15 protein-coding genes are annotated in these 17,323 nt (G+C 34.7%); all 15 read right to left on the minus strand.

Annotated features, from left to right (window positions below; genetic code table 11):
* Nucleotides 1–4: 4 nt before the first annotated feature.
* Nucleotides 5–2,038 (minus strand): type VI secretion system Vgr family protein, encoded by a 2,034-nt coding sequence (locus tag FNJ88_RS04075; protein WP_410495164.1) that lies wholly within the window; start codon nucleotides 2,036–2,038, stop codon nucleotides 5–7.
* Between the two features lie 217 nt (nucleotides 2,039–2,255).
* A complete protein-coding gene (gene tssD / locus FNJ88_RS04080) occupies nucleotides 2,256–2,663 on the minus strand; it encodes a type VI secretion system tube protein TssD (protein ID WP_143851871.1) in 408 nt (135 codons plus the stop codon).
* Between the two features lie 742 nt (nucleotides 2,664–3,405).
* Complete coding sequence (locus FNJ88_RS04085) at nucleotides 3,406–4,776, minus strand: DUF5458 family protein (RefSeq protein WP_143851872.1); 1,371 nt, start codon at nucleotides 4,774–4,776, stop codon at nucleotides 3,406–3,408.
* 25 nt (nucleotides 4,777–4,801) lie between these two features.
* On the minus strand, nucleotides 4,802–5,344 hold the full coding sequence (locus tag FNJ88_RS04090) for a hypothetical protein (RefSeq protein ID WP_143851873.1): 543 nt from the start codon (nucleotides 5,342–5,344) through the stop codon (nucleotides 4,802–4,804).
* A 58-nt stretch (nucleotides 5,345–5,402) separates the two neighbouring features.
* Nucleotides 5,403–6,548 carry a hypothetical protein gene (locus tag FNJ88_RS04095; protein WP_143851874.1) on the minus strand — a complete coding sequence of 382 codons (1,146 nt, stop codon included), beginning with the start codon at nucleotides 6,546–6,548 and terminating at the stop codon, nucleotides 5,403–5,405.
* A 13-nt stretch (nucleotides 6,549–6,561) separates the two neighbouring features.
* A complete protein-coding gene (locus tag FNJ88_RS04100) occupies nucleotides 6,562–7,476 on the minus strand; it encodes a TssN family type VI secretion system protein (protein WP_143851875.1) in 915 nt (304 codons plus the stop codon).
* Between the two features lie 51 nt (nucleotides 7,477–7,527).
* Entirely contained in the window at nucleotides 7,528–8,472 is a 945-nt protein-coding gene (locus FNJ88_RS04105; protein ID WP_143851876.1) for a type VI secretion system baseplate subunit TssG, read from the minus strand.
* A gap of 24 nt (nucleotides 8,473–8,496) precedes the next feature.
* Nucleotides 8,497–10,377: a type VI secretion system baseplate subunit TssF gene (locus tag FNJ88_RS04110; protein ID WP_143851877.1), complete on the minus strand. Its 1,881-nt coding sequence runs from the start codon at nucleotides 10,375–10,377 to the stop codon at nucleotides 8,497–8,499.
* Between the two features lie 12 nt (nucleotides 10,378–10,389).
* Nucleotides 10,390–10,830 (minus strand): GPW/gp25 family protein, encoded by a 441-nt coding sequence (locus FNJ88_RS04115; protein ID WP_143851878.1) that lies wholly within the window; start codon nucleotides 10,828–10,830, stop codon nucleotides 10,390–10,392.
* 80 nt (nucleotides 10,831–10,910) lie between these two features.
* The gene (locus tag FNJ88_RS04120) at nucleotides 10,911–11,798 is read right to left on the minus strand and encodes a lytic transglycosylase domain-containing protein (protein WP_228414566.1); all 888 of its coding nucleotides are present in this window, start codon (nucleotides 11,796–11,798) and stop codon (nucleotides 10,911–10,913) included.
* A gap of 98 nt (nucleotides 11,799–11,896) precedes the next feature.
* Complete coding sequence (tssR, locus tag FNJ88_RS04125; protein ID WP_143851879.1) at nucleotides 11,897–14,263, minus strand: VWA domain-containing protein; 2,367 nt, start codon at nucleotides 14,261–14,263, stop codon at nucleotides 11,897–11,899.
* A 25-nt stretch (nucleotides 14,264–14,288) separates the two neighbouring features.
* Nucleotides 14,289–15,206, minus strand: a complete 918-nt coding sequence (locus FNJ88_RS04130) for a PKD domain-containing protein (RefSeq protein ID WP_143851880.1) — start codon at nucleotides 15,204–15,206, stop codon at nucleotides 14,289–14,291.
* Between the two features lie 20 nt (nucleotides 15,207–15,226).
* Entirely contained in the window at nucleotides 15,227–15,754 is a 528-nt protein-coding gene (tssO, locus tag FNJ88_RS04135; protein WP_143851881.1) for a type VI secretion system TssO, read from the minus strand.
* A 4-nt stretch (nucleotides 15,755–15,758) separates the two neighbouring features.
* The gene (gene tssO / locus FNJ88_RS04140) at nucleotides 15,759–16,304 is read right to left on the minus strand and encodes a type VI secretion system TssO (RefSeq protein ID WP_143851882.1); all 546 of its coding nucleotides are present in this window, start codon (nucleotides 16,302–16,304) and stop codon (nucleotides 15,759–15,761) included.
* 11 nt (nucleotides 16,305–16,315) lie between these two features.
* Nucleotides 16,316–16,987, minus strand: coding sequence for a response regulator transcription factor (locus FNJ88_RS04145; protein ID WP_143851883.1), 672 nt, complete (start codon nucleotides 16,985–16,987; stop codon nucleotides 16,316–16,318).
* Nucleotides 16,988–17,323 lie beyond the last annotated feature (336 nt).

Genomic DNA, 17,323 nt, shown 5'->3' on the forward strand with positions numbered 1-17,323 from the left:
AATTTTAATTTTCTATTATTTGACTTCCCGTTATAATTGTAGTGCCATTAAAAATCGCTTCGGCGGGAGATGACCCTTTAATTTTTGATGAAGTAATGCCATTTACTTCTATTTCATCACTATATATCATTATTTTACAGTCTGTAATCTCTATGTAACTACTATCAGAAACTTTAATTTTAACTGAAGTATTACCTGACAAATCTATAACTCCATCATTACCCATTGTCAAAATACTTTTACCTTTTCCAACATCGGTTGTATGTTTGCAACCTACATTCGTTGTGTTATTGTTGGTAACTGTTTTTTCATTATTATTTCCAACGTTAACTATTTTATCATTATTCGCATTTGTCGTCGCATTTCCTGCTCCATCAAATTTCATATTTGCTCCTCCTTTATCTGTTAGAAAGACCGAGCCTTCTCCATCATGTAGTTCTAATTTATTCCCACTCTTACTACTCAAACTCTTCACATTATTTCCGGCACCGCCGCCACCGCCTACTTTGCCGTGGAACATAGATCCCATCACGAAAGGCCGGTCTGGTAATTGATGCTGAAATCCAACCATTACCTGATCTCCAACTTCGGGAATGGACATGAATCCTCTATTTTTACTGACTTTATCACTGCCACCAGCGTCCGGGGTCATCACCCGAATCCAGTCTGTGGTGTCGGGACCACCTTGCCAATCAAATTGCACTTGAACACGGCCTTGATTTTTTGGATCTGAATTAGAAATAACTTGCGCAACCTGTACTTCGGATCTCGGAACTTTAAATTCCGGACGCGGCATAAAACCAGTATCTGCGGCAATAGATTCAAATGTTCCCGTGTAATATCCCCTAGCATCAACTTCATGAGACACCTCCGTAATCATCAGTTTGGTAAAATAGTTGGTGGTTGTTTTACCGGGTTTACGCATTTCTATATCAGCGATACAACCTGGATGCATGAAAGGAACTGTTGTCGTTCCGGACGTTACAAAAACATCTACGGCCTTACTTCCTGCCGTGCTTTTCTGCGAAGCTCCAATGTCCATATCAGTGGATGCTTTTATGGGTGCCAATCGTAAAGCCGGCGTGGTAAAGGTTTGTTGGGAAATATTGTAGGCTCTTTTGGCGATGTCTGATTTATGATCGATCGCAGAGGCGCCGGTGGTGAGTTTTTTATGATCGCTGCTGTTATAACCATAAAAAGTTGGCTGTACATGTTGCGCTTTCATTCGGACTTTAATATCGTTAATATTACTTCCGTATTTTAGGGTAATAGGTTTCTCCGGCGGTGGTAACTGTCCAAAATGTAAGACCTCACCATCGTAAAAAAACTGTTCTCCATAAGCTTCTGCCATACGGGCGAGATAATTATAGTGAGTTTCCTCATATTGAGCACTGTAATCTAAATTTCCATATTTCGCATCGATGCGGTAATCGTAAGCACTCTTACTAATTCCTTGTTTGATGACGTTATCTGCAATACTGTTTAGACTGATTGATTGTGAACCTCCAAAACTCTGGGTGTGTGGAGAAGCATCCAGAAGGATGGTCGGACTAAACCCTTCGATGATCATATCGCCCAGACTTCCTTTTTCCTGACTGAAACCGACTTCTGTAATCACACCAACAAAAGTTCGTTCAGGTCCATCGATCACATCTTTATACCGAAAAACAACGGTCAGCCTTTTACCCAAAAACTTCTGTCCTGTTTCTAACTGATAACTTTCTTCTTCTCCTAAAGCATCATGCGGGATCATCAAGCTGAAGGCATGATGTTTTACGGCACTTTGAGTCAGTTTAAAATGCTTGAAGTTTTTAATGATCTCGCCATCTATAACGATCAAAAGCTTTACCACGCGGTTGATTCCCTGTAGCGCATTTTCGACAATTCCTTTCGCATTATGTATTTTCGATGTGGGTTGGTGACCCCAGATGTTATTTTGAGAATTTGCGCCAGTAGTTTTTGCCATCTTTCCATACCCTTCAGCAGAAGGCTTTAAATGGGAATTATTAGCTTTTGGGGATTGATTATCTTGGAACATAACTTTACTGTAATTTGGGTTAAGGACTAAAGATCATGAAGAATGAAGTTCGTAGTGAATCAGATATTATCTTTCTTAAACAAAATTTTAATAATCATATTATATAGAATGAATTTTTTCTTCCTCCATAATGATTCAAAAGGATCTATTATACTAAAACTGAAAAATAATGCACTCCTAAAAATGCATTATTGATCAGATTAAAAATATGATTTTATTACATTCCTGGCCATACACCTTCGTACTGTCCACCACCGTAAGTGATTTTTTCTGCACTGATAACGAAAGAGATCAACATACTGTTGCTGTCGATTGCATCAAAGTCAACTTCGTGCTGGATAACGTATCCGTTCTCCCAGTTTAGTTTGATCAAAGTTCCTTCTTCATGAGATTTATTGAAGGTTACTTCACCAACCGTTGGTTTGTATTTTCCATTCAATAATGATTCGATGATGTCAGATTTGTCTGTCGCTTCAATCGTTACTTTAATAATTGCGTTGCTTGGATCAGATGCTACTCTACCTGAAACATCTGTAGATCTTGCTACGCTGTAGTTTAATTTTAAAACTTTGGAGTCTTCTCCGTTGTTGAATTTTAAGACCGCTCTTGAATTGTTTGCTGCCATGATTAATAAATTTTAGTGTTAATATATATTTGATGTGTTTTTATGAACTTCTAGGTTAATCGAAAGAATTTTATGATCCAAATATTTAATTTTTGAAAAAAGATTCCGATTTTGTTAAGCCAAAGATAAAGAGCTTTATTTATTTAAAAGCATCTTTTTTAAAAAGTTCAGAAAGTGTAGTAGTTTTACTACATTGATTTTTTTCTACTTATATCTCCTTCAATTTCCGCTTAACCCCTTTCAACAAAGGGAATTTTCAGACTGATCAAACTTGATCGGAAAAAATATGGTGCTATCGGTAGCGTAATTTCAGTCAATTATCTTCAAAACTGTAGTAGTTTTACTACTTTTTTAACGTAAAACTAAAGATAATCCACCTATTTCACTGATAAACAACACATTGCCAATATAATATCAATAAGTGGATTCCTTTTAAAACATCAATACAGGAATTTATCATGTGTTTTAAACTAAAAGTGTCACCACTTCTAAAGTAAGATTTTCTAACACTTCAAATATATTTTGTAAAAATAGATCAGATCGAACTCATAAAGTAAGCAGTTTACAATCAGTAATTTATTAAAATTGACAAGAATTAATAGTAATTCATCAAACCAACGGTTATAAAAGCTGGTTTCATCATTTTATTGGCCTGCCGCGTAATTAAAAAAAAAGCCTTATGATTGATTCATAAGGCTTTTTTACAGCTTCTTCTTTAACGTTTAGAAGTAGAAAGAAGATATTAATCCTGGTTGTAGCTAGATTCCCATTCATTCCCATCATCTCCTTTGTGACCATCAAGTTTAATTACGAAACTCTTGGTTGGGAAATAAGGTGTTAAACGGATGTCTAACCATACACGGTCTTTGTTTACTTTATCCTGTTCGAATCGTACAATTTTGAAATTTTCGATCAATTTATCAGCTCCTTTGATCCCATCCAGGAAGGTTACGATTTGTTTTCTTAGATCATCCTCGTTTCTTGGAGTCCAGTTTTCAAAAGCTCTTCTGTTTAGGAAATCTAAAAGTACTTTCGTCACATAATCAAAAACTCTAACAACAGAATACGTTTGAAGACCGATATTGTCTCCGGTGAATAAGGTTTTTGCGGAGAAAGCCATGATCTTACCATACTCATTTACCATTGGCACTAATCCCATTTTCTCTAACTGAGAAATTTCACTTTTCTTCAGGTTGAATTTCACGGCATCCACTTCGTTAATATTACCATGTTTTTTACCCGCTGCAACCTGGGACATTAGTGTTCTATGGATCTTTCCGGCCAATGAAGTTGATGGTGGCAAATCTACATTTTCTTCCTCTCCTACTTCCTCTGCTTTTCCACGCCCAACTAAATAATTACAAGTCATAATTACATTACTACGGTGCACTTCTCCACCCGTTAAGTTAGCAGAATGGAATAGATCAACCACATCATCTGGTTTATCCAGATTAGCAAAATCCGTAACCATCATCACTTTATTTTCATTGCAGATCTTTGCCCACTTTTCGATCACTTTATTGGAACCTAAATATCCAGGTACTGCAAGAATAGAATAGTTATCTCTAAGGTCTAATCGGTCGTAATTTTCTTTGAATTCCTCGGCTATAGCATCAATAAATAAAGGATTGTCAATATCTTTCATTTGCTCTAAAGAGGCATTAATGATACTTACATTGTCCACTTTATCCAGCTCTGTATTTTTATAGAACTGAGCAACCGTTCTGTAAGAAACTTCCAGATCTCTTACACTGTCCAGCGTATTTTTTAGATTAAGTTTCAGGTTGTTCTCTGCAGAATTTGCTTTCTTTTTAGATGCATCTGCCATTTCCTCAACCGAAGAATTATTTTCTAAAAGATTAATCCAAAGATTAATTCTTTTTAATAAATCTCTTCTTTCTGTTTCCTTATTTTGATCGTTGATGAAAATTTCTTTTCTCGCTTTTCGGCTGGAGTTCATGTTGGCAATACCATCAATCACTGTTTCTACGAAACTAAATCCTCCAACTTTTCCTAATTCGTCAATTGGATTTCTTTTCGGTTGTCCACCTTGTTGATGCTGTTGCTGCTGTTGACTATCTTCCTGAGCAGCCATTTGTTTTTTATTTTCCATTACAGTTTTTTAATTTGGTGAACGACTATTTTTCTAACTCCTTAGCGACTTCTTTCAGAACCTCTACAAAAGCGGTTTTTGTCTGCTCATTTTCTAACATACTGCGTAGAATTTTATTGTTTTTCAGCTGACGCAAAATCTTGTTGTATTGTTCTTGTTCAATACTTAACTGCTGTAAGTAGGCAGAATTCTGAGTTAAATTCTTTGGTGTAAAATCACCTAAAGTCTGAAAACGAAACTCTTCGTCTACAATCGTCCCTTCATCTGTTTCATGCTGTACAGAAACAGCAGGCTCAAAATGTCTGAAAACATCCTCTACTGTTTTTAAACCTCTTACGATTTCAGGAACCATAGTTTCATCAGCAGTTAACTGACTTACGACTAAGGATCTATTCTCCTGAATTTCCTGTATTGCTTCGTTGGCGTCAACTTTAACTTCGTTACCGCCAACACCATAATTGAACATTGCCATATTTGATGTGTTTTTTGTTAATTTTAGTTCTTTTTCTTCTTTTTTATCAAAAAGTTTATTTAATGACTTTCTAAAGTTAGAAAAAATATTAGACATATTTTTATTATAAAGGTCATCACACTGTCCATAATATCAGTGTTTCAATCTTTGTTTACTAATCCAGTACACTCCATCCTTTTTTAGGATCAGTTTTCGATTTCACTTCTTGTTCGGTCACAATAATATTTTCTTTTCGCTGTCCGATGTAATCTAACTCACTTAGTTTTCCAAATACAATTTCCAAACAGTTCAGCAAAGATTGAATATTTTTAAAATATTCTCCACAACTGTAATGGTCGTAAGAAATTTCTGAAACCAGTGTTAACTGACCAATGAAAGTATGCGGCGCAACTTCACTCCATTCCAGACTATAATTCAGCATTTCTTCCAATTCAGCATTTGGAATTACCTGGGTTGCATTATAAAGATGCAAAGCCATTTTCGAGAAAATATCAATAACGTAGATCGGCGGCTGATCCAAAGACATATTTTTGAACTGGAAGTAACTATCTGCTAACGTATTGATCAAAACCTTACACAAAGAGCGAACATTTGCTGCCAATGCGGTATTCTGATCTTTGTGAGAGGATTTCTGTATGATTTTAAATGTAAATTGCTGAAGATTAGATACTGAACGAACGAAATCAGTATAATAATCTACTTGCTTCTGGTGACTTTGCAAAGCGGTTGTAGGCGGAATAAAATTCGTATCGATCTGTGCAAAATTTGATTTAAAATTGACTTTTCCTAAAACGATATAATTTCCTCCTGCAAGATTGCTGTTAAGGGCTGCAACATCAACCATTTCTATACTATAGTTCGGTTTGGTACTTGGATGTCGAGGTGGAGTTTCTTCCGGATCTATTTCCCCAAACGGAATTTTATTAAAAGGATTTACCGAAATAAGAATATAATAATCACCCTCGATATTATCTTCAGTAGCACTTAGGTTCTTGCCAAGAGATCGTACATTAACACTGAAATCTTTAATCTCAATTCTATAACCTGCCAAAGTAATCGCGTTGCAGTTTTTAATGACAAGTTGTGCATCATTGGTAGCAGTACTGTAAATCTCAAAGACTGTTTTATCTGCAAATTGACCAGCTATTGGTAAAATACCGTAGTTAAAGTTATTAATTTGTAGCGAGTTGCTGTCTCTAATGCTGTCAATGATAAAATTATCCTGATCATTAAAGTGGGTTTGTGAAACCTTCATTCCATCTACCCAATTAATGGCGTTATGTTTTATCGGTTGTATCATTTCGTGTTTATTTTTATTCAGTAATAATTAATTTTTCTTTGTCATCTTCTTCCTGATGGTTCAGAACTCTTTTACAGATGATCACTTGATTTTCAGCAATTTTATTAGAAGAAATATCTTTCTCAAAGTCAATATATTTTCTAGAACTGAAAAATGATTTTTTTATATAAAAGATCCAGTAGTGAGCATTATTATTATGATCCATCAACTGAATTTTAGAATTCGGATTTTTATGGTTATAGTCATCTACAACTCTAAAAAACCAGTCGCCATAGGTGATCTCCGTAGGCAATGTTTTCGCTTTAATCCTAAAACGTTGCTGATCCTCTGAGTTTTTACTGAGTTCTACATTTAAAACCATCAACCGATCAAAATCGACTCCCCGAAAATCATAAGGTTTCAAGCTCGGATCGTAGCGCCAAGTCTTATAAATATCTAATGGAATACTTATGAAAGAGATATAACAATAATAGAATAATAGCGGAATGATGAAAGCCACCAAACTGGAAGCAGCCATATATGGATTTCCCTGCTCAAAACTGATCCATTTGAAAATAATCGTGAAGAGATATCCTCCCATTACCATACAGGTAATCGTAAGTACCACCTCAAAAATCATACTTTTTGTAGTCGACGTAAAATGTTTTCTAAAGTAATGATGTAATAAGTTAACATGTAAAATGCCAAGTCCTATTGCCAAAACCAGTACTCCCAAATACCAATAAGGATTGAAGAGATTACCCGTAAATCCTAAAAATCCAGGTAGAGCCAAACATAAACCACACAACAATACATAAATAATGATATGTTTTATTTTAATAGCGGGCTTATTTTTCCTTAACCTAACCATTATGAACATCATAATAGCAGCAAATAAAGGCATCAAAATATACCTAAAAAAAACGCCCTTTATAGAGGATATCTCCATGTTCAAATCTTAATTTTTGTTTCGAAAGTAAATATAATGTTTTCTCATGAGTTATAAAAAAGTAGAATATCCTAATCTATTAGTATCACTTTTCACGTCAATCATAAATGAGTTTGGGTCTTTTTCAGTAATAAAATTCTCAATTATTTTTACTGATACAGGAACGAAGAAATCATAAATCTCTGTCAACAGTTGTCTGAAAGAGCTACCTGGAATATAATGATGCAGTTCATGATAAGGAATTGTTCCTATATTGATCTTCCAGTTCCGGTCTCCATCCATATGTTTTCCCATAGGAATCAAAGTGATTCCCAAACGCGCAGTACCTAAGGCTGTAATTCCTTCTTTATCATCTTGCGCTTCAATATTGTTGGGGACAAATGTAATTTCGACGGGAACTCTTAAGAAAGCGCTCAAGAATTTCTCGATCCAAGTTTTATTCCCTCTTACCTCATGAATAAAGGGAAGTAAATTAACCAAGACTTTAGCAGAATCAGGATCGATTTTTGATAATATTGGCCATAACTCAGTTGCAAATTCTAACAACGAATCGGTCTTACTTTCAGAGTCAAATTCGGATTCCTTTAACAACGCGGTAACGTGGGTATAGAAAAACTCTAATTCAAACGGGTGGAAAAATTTTCTTGCTTCTTCTTCTACCAATTTTTGTTTTCGCATTTCGCGAACTACACTGTCTACATTCTTACTTGAAATACCTAAAGAAGGGGGATGAAAAATGCCTTCTGGCATATAGTCGTAAATCCCTTCGCGATAGGTTTCAATAACGATATTTTCTTCATCTAAATCGTAAAATGAAGAGCTGATCCCCTTAATATCTTTTAAATAAGCACGATCATTAAGACCAATTCTTTTAATTAAGATATTAGCATCGGGATTATAATATTTAAGGATATTAGCCGCTACAGACTCCACTCTATAGTCGGTCTGCAATTGATTATATTTTTTTCCTGAAATTGATATATCGTTTTTCTCCATATCTATACTTGATCTAGCTCAAAGCTATATTTCCACAGTAGTTTCTTCATTAATTTTCACCCGATAGATCACGCCATCAATTGCACGTATTTTAATATTATTCACTAAAACAGTTGCAAGATTATCCCAATATGCTTTTCCATAAAACGCATAACTCTGAGGAATTAAATTTACATCAACCGTTTTTACGAATCCTTCTTTCGGTTTATCACTGATGATGGTTCCGCGTGTTATTTTGATTGATTTCAAATCATCTTTCATCATCATCTGACAATACGCCTTTATGTCTTCTACAGATACAATTTTATCTCTGGTCATCAGCGCATATCGGTATGCCTGAATGCTGTTTGCTCCTTTCTGTTCCACATCACCACCATTCGTTTCGGTTAGTAAAGTGATCCTTTTCGTTTTTTCCTGTGAATTAAGAATGGAACCAGGTCTTATATTATTACCCAAAGCACAATGCGTCACCCAAAATGCAGCAAAACAATGTGCAGAAGAATCTATAGGTTCTAATATAACATAATTGACATCTTCTACTAAAGACTTATCGGCATTTTCGACTTTTTTGATCATGCCTTTCATTTTATCCGACATCTCACTAAGGACATCTTTAACTTTATCTCGATTGAAAACAGAAAATGCAGCAACCTCATCCCGAGTTAATTCTAAAACATGAATCATCAGATCGACCGCATTTCGTTTACTAAACCGCTCCATACCGCCTTTTCTAACAGTATAAAGTCCTTTGCTCAGACTATCATTCGGGGTAAAAGGAATTTCTTCATACTTTTTCCCATGTCCATCGATTACTTCCTGAACATAAAGAAAATATTCACTTTCCGACGTTTCCAAAGGGATATTATTACCCATAATATCAAGAACGTATTCCGTTTTTTTCCAGGCCCGGTTGTAAATTGGAAAAGCGTTTAGAGCAAATGAGAAATTATCTAAAATCTGCTCCGTAAACTGCGGCGGAAACTCAAAAGTTAACCACACAATTTTACTTTCATTAATAATGTGCTGCAATTGAGGTGAAGTATCCCGAAGATGCGCCAATTCAAATGGAAACAATCCTTTATCAATAATTAACTGATCAGAGATCCCTTCAATTTCTATAAATTTATGATTATAATTTTTTTTGATATCCTCGGTTACTTTGTAACGTATTGATTGTTCTCTGAAAACATCTTCAAAACCAGAATACATTTGATCATTGTCATAACCTCGTCCTGAATTGATCTGTAATGGTTTGCCGTTGCTGGTCACTTTTACGTGTGGCAAAAGGCGATATACATAATCGATATGTTCAAAAGCCAGATTTGCACAATAGAGACTGAATTTTTCCGGAAGTCGGCCACCGTTATATTTCGAGACATCGATACCGATGGTGATTCGTCTGTAATCTTCTACCCTGCTGTTAATCCTGCAAATTGGAGTTCTATTTAAACTTTCATCAAATTGATAACAGGTATTTCCAACAATCATAGTGGAAACCTGTGCGTTGATCACTTTAATATTATCAATCGGGGTAAATGCAACATCGATCTGTTTGTCGGACTGTGATTTCGTATAAGAGTTAATACTTTTTTTAAAGAAAAACTCGTCGTAATTCATCAATAACTCAGTATCGTCTTCCGGCATGTAAAAAGCTATAGCATGTGCCGGTGCAGGATGGGTATATTTGGTGGGAGTAAGCATTTTTGCCAATCGTTCCAGCAATCTGCTATTTACATTTTGTATTTCGTTATTGGCTTTAAAAACTTCCGTACTAAAAGCATCAATAAGTAATTTTACGAATGGATCCAATGACTGAACACTTTTCACGCCCCATAATTTGGTTGCGTTCTGAAGCATTCTTGCTTTTATTGTTTCTTTGGAGTAGATATTCTGATCTAAATTCATCTTATTTTAACTTTAATCAATGGACATTGGACTTAAAAAGAGCTCCGTTACAAAATTATACTGTTCTCCTGTAGATTCTAACTTCGCATTAATTGCTATTTTAACCTTCTTTTTGATCTCTGTAAACTCTCTGGTATCATAATTATGTTCTACAAATATAATATGAGCTTTGATCTCCGGACTAAGGATACGCGGTTCATAATCTGCAATTTGTCGTTTTAAACTTTTAATGAAAACATTCTCCCAGACCGCAGTAGAAACTCCATTATCAAATTCCAAATTCCAAACATCATTGCCGTATTGGTCATCGTATCGATTCTCACCTTTTTTGGTAATAATCAGCAACATGATATTTTGGGCGATACTTTCTGCGATATCGCAGGTTTCTATAGCTCCATTTTCCTTCATTAATAAAGAAGGTTTAAATGGAAGGGTGTAATTTGAACTGTCCATAATGCGTACAATGGTATGAATAATAATTCAATGAAATTACAAAGTTTAATCGATTTTTTTGCGAAAAACACTTTACTCTTTTACCTTAATAATGAAAGTCTTAATATTTTATTCTTATTAGACTCAAATAGAGCCATCTCTTCAGCTGGTAAATAAAAGGTAACCTCTGATTTTTGTTTAAGTTTACTAACAATATCAGGATTCCATTTATTAATATTACTTAATGTAGTACTCAAAAACTCTGCTATAACACCCAAATCATAACCGGAATTAATCTGTGTTTTCAATAGAGATCCGTTTACAGATCCTTCCACAGTTACACTTTTTGCTTTTGATCTGAACGCCTGCGCCCCTTTTACTTTACTTTTAGCAGGAGATTTACGTGTATTTCGTAATAAGTCGTCTAATTCCCCAGTGACATAGCAAGCATTGATATATTTCCTGATGGAGTTAGTCGTTTCATTTGGAAGGTACAAGTAGTAATCTTCGTAATTTTTTGACCCTGCTTTTGCCATGGCTTTTGCGATGTTACCTTCGCCACAATTATAGGCAGCCAATACCGTTATCCAGTCTCTATATTTATTATACATTCTGGTCAAAGAATTCACTGCGGCCTGGGTGCTCCTGTAAACATCTGCTCTATCCACCTGGCTTAATCCATGATCATCAGCGTGAGCGGGCATAATTTGCCAAATCCCTACTGCGCCAGCATGAGAAACACTACTGTTTGCAAAACCCGATTCCAATAAAGAAAGATTTCGTAAATGTCTTGGTAAACCTCTGCTAACTAGGGTATACTCGATATAATTTACTATTTCGCGATTTGCGTTGATGGTACTTCTTATTCTATTTGCGTGAGCCTCAGACTTATCAGTAACCGCAAGGACCTGGGCAGAAACAGTGACATTAAAAAAAAGCACCGATACAAAACCTAAAATAAATAATTTAAAAAAAACTTGATTCATCATTTTAAAAACCTGCAAAAGAACATTTTCTAAAACGGGTTTGAATTTGTTAGTTATTTGGCCAAACAAAAGTCAAGAAATTATAGTATTACTTTTCATTTTTATAATACTGCTGCATCCAGCACGGTAGGCATGAAATACTCATTTAACCAATAGAACACAGTTCCATTTTGATTAATTTTAATCTTTGGATTATTCTTATTTTCAAGAAGTCGATCTGCTAACTGCTTATAATTTTTGAAATATTGCTGGACAACCTCATTACTGATTAACTTTCTATTCTTCCAGTCACGTAACGTAAGTTCAGACATAATCGTTTCATCTGAAATATCAAGTCCCGTACTTAACGCTACGGCAAAGTTCATTGGTTTACCGTATAAAGTACTGCTTGACAAATCTGAAATCGCCGGATTGTACTTTCTAATAATTTTCACAAATTTAGAAATTGCAGTGCTCTGGCTGAAATTGATATTATCTGGCTGTGTCTCTTTATAGATCTCGGTATACATTTTTCTAAGATTCTCATATTCTGGTTCCGAAATCAGAATTCCTTTTTGTACACCTGGCGCAGACTTTCTTAATTCTGCAGGAATATATCCAGAAGCTACCATCGGAAAGTCGTAGGTAATTAATTCCGAAGAAACGGGCACTGGTATCGGATTAGGTGCATTCTGAAATTTAAAACTATACCGACCATCTAAAATAGTTTTATTGGATCCTATCTCTGATTTAAAATAAGAGGTTAGTGATTTGTTGGTGAAGATGTTCTCATCCGTTACCTGCATTAACAAGGTATCTAATGCTTTCATTAAAAACGAATTATTATTCGCCTCTCTTCTTTTGGGATAAATGACAAATCCCTGAGTCATACTCTTTGCAGGATAATCCAATGAATAAACACCTTCGTCTCCCTCCACAAGATTAAAGTTATTTTTATTTCTGATAAAGCTTTGATCAGCTACTTTTTCTTTGTTTAACTCGGAAATATTCTGTGAGGTGGACGTCACAATATTTTCTGATAAAAGAACAAAATTATTATAAACGTCAGAAGCTCCAGATTCAGTTTGATACGAAATCAATTTGGCCTTAGCGCTCGAAAGCAAACGTACGGTACTCGATGCTGCACTATTCGATGCAGCAGTAGAACCAATAAGAACAATAAGATTGGTTTCATCCGGAACGGTGTTTAGCAAATCTCCAGCAGTTGCTAAAGCATCATTCACAGGTTGCCCACCTCCTCTTTCACACTTCATTTCAGCGGTTTTCTCATCGATATAATTAAATATTCCACTTGCATCGCTAGACAACATGGAAGCAATAACATTAGTTCCGCAAGGATTATTTTTAAATAAAACCACACTGTATTTCACACTTCTGTAGTAAGACAGTTTACTAATTTTAAGTTGGATATCCTGAATAATGGACTTTGCTATTGGAGTATAAGCTCTGTTATCCGCACTTACATCCAGTGCAAAAACTATATTTAACTTTTTAGCTCTTCTTGATATTTGTTTATAACGGTTGAACGGAAGCTTCTCCCCAATTACATTAAAAATATAGTTTTGACTGTAATCAAAAGCATTCATGAAATATCTGGTAGAATTTTTATTTAAAGCTACAGAGGTTGGATAAATATTTTCAATAACACTTCTGTTTACTGCTTCGGACAAAGGAATAGTAGGATTATCTTTCGTGCTTTGTGGTACGGTATTAAAAATCCCAGTTCTTGGTGTCGTGCTGTAGTCAAAATTACTATCAAGTTTGATAGCCGATCTTTCGCCCCAACTTGAGATCATATTAGAGCTCACCCAACCATAAATATTATCACCAATACTGTCTAAATCAATTTTAGGTTTCTGTCCTATTAAATATCCTTTTTCATCTGCTGATTTTTTATAAACATAAACCAGTTGTCCTACAGCGATTTTTTTCTTGATTGGTTCTGAAAAATTGGGAGAAGAATAAACAATCGCAGAATCATTTTTCAAATAAGCTCCCGCATTTCTTAAAACATCTACATTACTCGGAGCTACAGCAGCTTTCATGGTAAACCCAGAAGTTCTTTCACTTAGAGCATTGCTCCAAAGCAATAAATTATCTTCTGAGATCCAACCATAAGACTTAACTGACTTTGCAGGAATCTTTTTTAATAAAGCATCAGGATTATACTCTGCTACTTTTACTAATTTTCTGGATTTATTATGGTCCAGAACCAATAGTGGTTCTAAGAATTTAATTTCTTTAGGCGATTCGTTCTTCTCTTTTTTTAAGAATACATTATTTTTTTCTCTGTCGGAATAGACTACCCAAGGAGCTGCATTTCTAGGAAAACCATTGATCACCATCGTTTGTTCGATGTTGCCATAGTATTCTGGCTTCGGTGTTTTCACAGAAGGTACTCTTACTGCACAAGCCGTAAGAATAAAACCTGCTCCTAATAAAGATATGGTAGAAATAGTATTTTTCATAATTAGTGTTTAAGCGTGTAGAAGTCTATTTACTTTGTGTGATTTCCAGTTTTATGATACAGCTTTGGCGGTTGTCAAAAGTTGCCTTTACCTCCTGCACGATGTTATTTTTATCAAATTGTAAACCTGTACAGTAATAGTAGAAATTTTTCACTTTCTGCCCATTTACGGTTACGGCTACATTATCATTATTACACATATAAGACCTCAACAAATAATTGTAATTAGAATTGAAATTATTACCATTGGCAATTTGCTGAATTACCTTTTTCAAATCGTCATCAATATCACTTTCCACATCAGGTTCTGGAGCTGAGATGGCAGGTTCTACGATTTCAATCGGATTATAAGCCGGCATTACTCTGATTTGCTGGGTAATAGGCTCTGCATCGTCTGTAATAAGGGTTACCAGATAGTTTCCAGGTTTCTTATAAGAATAGAAAGCCATCTTATCCCTTGAGTCAATTTGTCCTGTTTCGCCAAACTTCCAGTGAAAAGATTTTGCCGTAGAAGAAACCGCTCTAAAGATCACATTTTCAAGTTGCATGGCCTGCATCGGTCCATCAATAGTTGCCGTATTCTCATTAAAAAGAGGTTGTTCTATGATTCTATTAGAAACCAAAATAGGAAAGGTTTTGGTGTATTTATTATCAATCGTAAGTTTCACTTCGTAAAATCCTGGTTTGGAATAAAAATGAACTCCTTTATTTTTTTCTGAAGTTTTGCCGTCACCAAAGTCCCATTTTTTTGTTACTGCATTATTTGTTTTATCTTCAAATTTCATAGAATCACCAACTGCTAAGTTTGCAGGAAATGCTACTGCAGCAATATCATCAGGATTCACGGATTTTCTTTGGAGCCAAATTGCAATCAAAGAGGCTACCAGCAGGGTAGAAACTACCGCGATAATTATGTTCTTTTTGTTTTTCTGAAAGTAATTCATTTTCTTCGAATATTTGTGTTCTAATTTTTTGAGCTCATTATCTGTGCGTTTCTACGCTCGCTGATCTGCTGTTGTTTGATCTTCATTCCAATGGTACATTCTTCAAAATCTTTTGTAAATTTTTTGACATTTTCATTCCGTTTAACAATGATTTTTTTATCATCGTAATACATCTTGTAGAACTTGGCGATAAGATTGTAGTTGTTTTTTCGGGAGTCCGTAATAACGATATCTGAAAAAGCATCGTTGATATCATTAATATCATAGCGTAATTCATTTTCTTCCACTGGTTGCGGTTTTTCACTGGACAACCTCTTCAACTTTATAAAAGTACTATCAACTTTCGGTTGAATCGATTTCTGCCGATCCGCGAAAATTGATTTTTGCTTTAAAGTTTTTATTTCAATACTATCGGAATCAACAAAGGGCGAATTCATTTTATGTAGAAAAATAATTCCTAAAAATACAACACCCATTAGCAGCATTGCCATTAAATAAATGAAATAGTATCTTTTTTCCTTTTGAGATAAAGTAATTTTCAACTGCATATTTTTATCGATTACGACGGCCAGCCACAGGACGTCTTCTAGGTGTAGGTGTACTGTTAATGAGATTTTCGTTGGCCGTGATAAGCCGGTCCTGACATTCCAATAAATTTCGACTTGCAACCTGCTCGTCTGCGGCCACAGAAATCAGATCATTTTTAAGGATGATCATTTCACTCATATTTTTGATCAGGGTTGCATACTGTTTAAATTCTTTGATGCTGTCTTCCCCCATAATATTCTTACAATCGCGGATGTCTTCGATAATTTTATCTCTTAAAAAAATTTCATTCTGAACCTGATCAGAAGCCAACCTTGACATATTGGAGTATATTGTTTCCATTCTATCCTGCAACAGATTATTTTTACTCTGAAGCATTCTATAGTTACTCACTTCTTTATCAACTTCTTTTTGTTGAAACTCACTGCTTTTAAAAAACATAAAAACTGCAAGAAATGTTATTCCCGTGAGCAAGACGAAAGAGATCACGAATCCCCAAATCCCTTTATTTACCGCTTTCTTATTTAATTTTTCCTGTCCTGAAGTCACCATACGCTAATTCTTTAAATACTAGTATTGTAAATCCCACTTTCTACACAAAAACGAACCAAGTCCAACTTGCTTTTCAAACCCAACTTTTGGGTAAGTCTTTTGACATAAGTATCTACGGTTCGTGCGCTTAAATTCATTCTTTCTCCTACATCCTTATTACTGAATCCCTCATAGCAGAGTTTAATAATTTGGATCTCGATTACAGTTAGATCTTGCTGGCTATTTCTCTGTCGATCCAAGTAATTTTCAACTTCCTGCATCTGTTGAGACCATTCTTTCTTATAATCTTCAAAATCCACACTATCAGACAAAACACTGTTTTTAAGAACATCCTTTATCACAATGCTGTTCTTTTGACAATAATATGTATTGGGTATCTCAGAAAGAATCTCGTCCATATCACTTTGATAAGTGCCGGAATAAGTTATGATTGGTGTATTGGGATTTGATTGTCGAATAAATTTTATGGCTTCTAAACCACTTAAGATCGGCATATATAAATTGATGAGAAAAACGTCTTCCTGTTTCCAGTAGAGCCTGTTAATCAGTTCATGTCCGTTATTGCAATCATTAACAACCCTGTAAAAAGGGTTTTCCAGCAACATTTTCAATAAAAACTGTTTAAAGTAAAAGTCATTGTCAGCGACAGAAAATCGAATTACTCCAGTAGATCTTTTCTCCATTAATTACATTTGTGTTATGTTTGGCATAAAATTATGTATTTATTACCACATAAAAAAAAATGAAATTCAGCGTTTTGCAAATTTCTTCAATTTTGTGTTTTGAATGGATAAATATAGGAATTTTTAAACCAAAATAAAAAAAAATATTATTAAATAATTATTAACTAATTTAAGTGATTTGCTAATAATTTGCTTTATCAATAATCTAAATCAATAATTAAAAATATAAAATCATTTCTATAAACAATTTTTTATCATATTTAGTAATATCAAGGTTTTCACGAAATTAGAAATTAATTTATAACACCTCTTGCTGCATAAATCCGAAGCGTTTCT

This window comes from Chryseobacterium sp. SNU WT5 (assembly GCF_007362475.1).
In the GTDB taxonomy this organism is placed as follows: Bacteria; Bacteroidota; Bacteroidia; order Flavobacteriales; family Weeksellaceae; genus Kaistella.

What these genes read in the sequence shown, in the direction of transcription:
- FNJ88_RS04120 (WP_228414566.1), bottom strand. Translation starts at nt 11,798, where the DNA reads ATGATGAATCAAGTTTTTTTTAAATTATTTATTTTAGGTTTTGTATCG.
- FNJ88_RS04115 (WP_143851878.1), bottom strand. Translation starts at nt 10,830, where the DNA reads ATGGACAGTTCAAATTACACCCTTCCATTTAAACCTTCTTTATTAATG.
- tssO (WP_143851881.1), bottom strand. Translation starts at nt 15,754, where the DNA reads ATGCAGTTGAAAATTACTTTATCTCAAAAGGAAAAAAGATACTATTTC.
- FNJ88_RS04100 (WP_143851875.1), bottom strand. Translation starts at nt 7,476, where the DNA reads ATGGAGATATCCTCTATAAAGGGCGTTTTTTTTAGGTATATTTTGATG.
- tssO (WP_143851882.1), bottom strand. Translation starts at nt 16,304, where the DNA reads ATGGTGACTTCAGGACAGGAAAAATTAAATAAGAAAGCGGTAAATAAA.
- FNJ88_RS04130 (WP_143851880.1), bottom strand. Translation starts at nt 15,206, where the DNA reads ATGAATTACTTTCAGAAAAACAAAAAGAACATAATTATCGCGGTAGTT.
- FNJ88_RS04090 (WP_143851873.1), bottom strand. Translation starts at nt 5,344, where the DNA reads ATGTCTAATATTTTTTCTAACTTTAGAAAGTCATTAAATAAACTTTTT.
- FNJ88_RS04075 (WP_410495164.1), bottom strand. Translation starts at nt 2,038, where the DNA reads ATGTTCCAAGATAATCAATCCCCAAAAGCTAATAATTCCCATTTAAAG.
- tssD (WP_143851871.1), bottom strand. Translation starts at nt 2,663, where the DNA reads ATGGCAGCAAACAATTCAAGAGCGGTCTTAAAATTCAACAACGGAGAA.
- FNJ88_RS04095 (WP_143851874.1), bottom strand. Translation starts at nt 6,548, where the DNA reads ATGATACAACCGATAAAACATAACGCCATTAATTGGGTAGATGGAATG.
- tssR (WP_143851879.1), bottom strand. Translation starts at nt 14,263, where the DNA reads ATGAAAAATACTATTTCTACCATATCTTTATTAGGAGCAGGTTTTATT.
- FNJ88_RS04085 (WP_143851872.1), bottom strand. Translation starts at nt 4,776, where the DNA reads ATGGAAAATAAAAAACAAATGGCTGCTCAGGAAGATAGTCAACAGCAG.
- FNJ88_RS04105 (WP_143851876.1), bottom strand. Translation starts at nt 8,472, where the DNA reads ATGGAGAAAAACGATATATCAATTTCAGGAAAAAAATATAATCAATTG.
- FNJ88_RS04110 (WP_143851877.1), bottom strand. Translation starts at nt 10,377, where the DNA reads ATGAATTTAGATCAGAATATCTACTCCAAAGAAACAATAAAAGCAAGA.
- FNJ88_RS04145 (WP_143851883.1), bottom strand. Translation starts at nt 16,987, where the DNA reads ATGGAGAAAAGATCTACTGGAGTAATTCGATTTTCTGTCGCTGACAAT.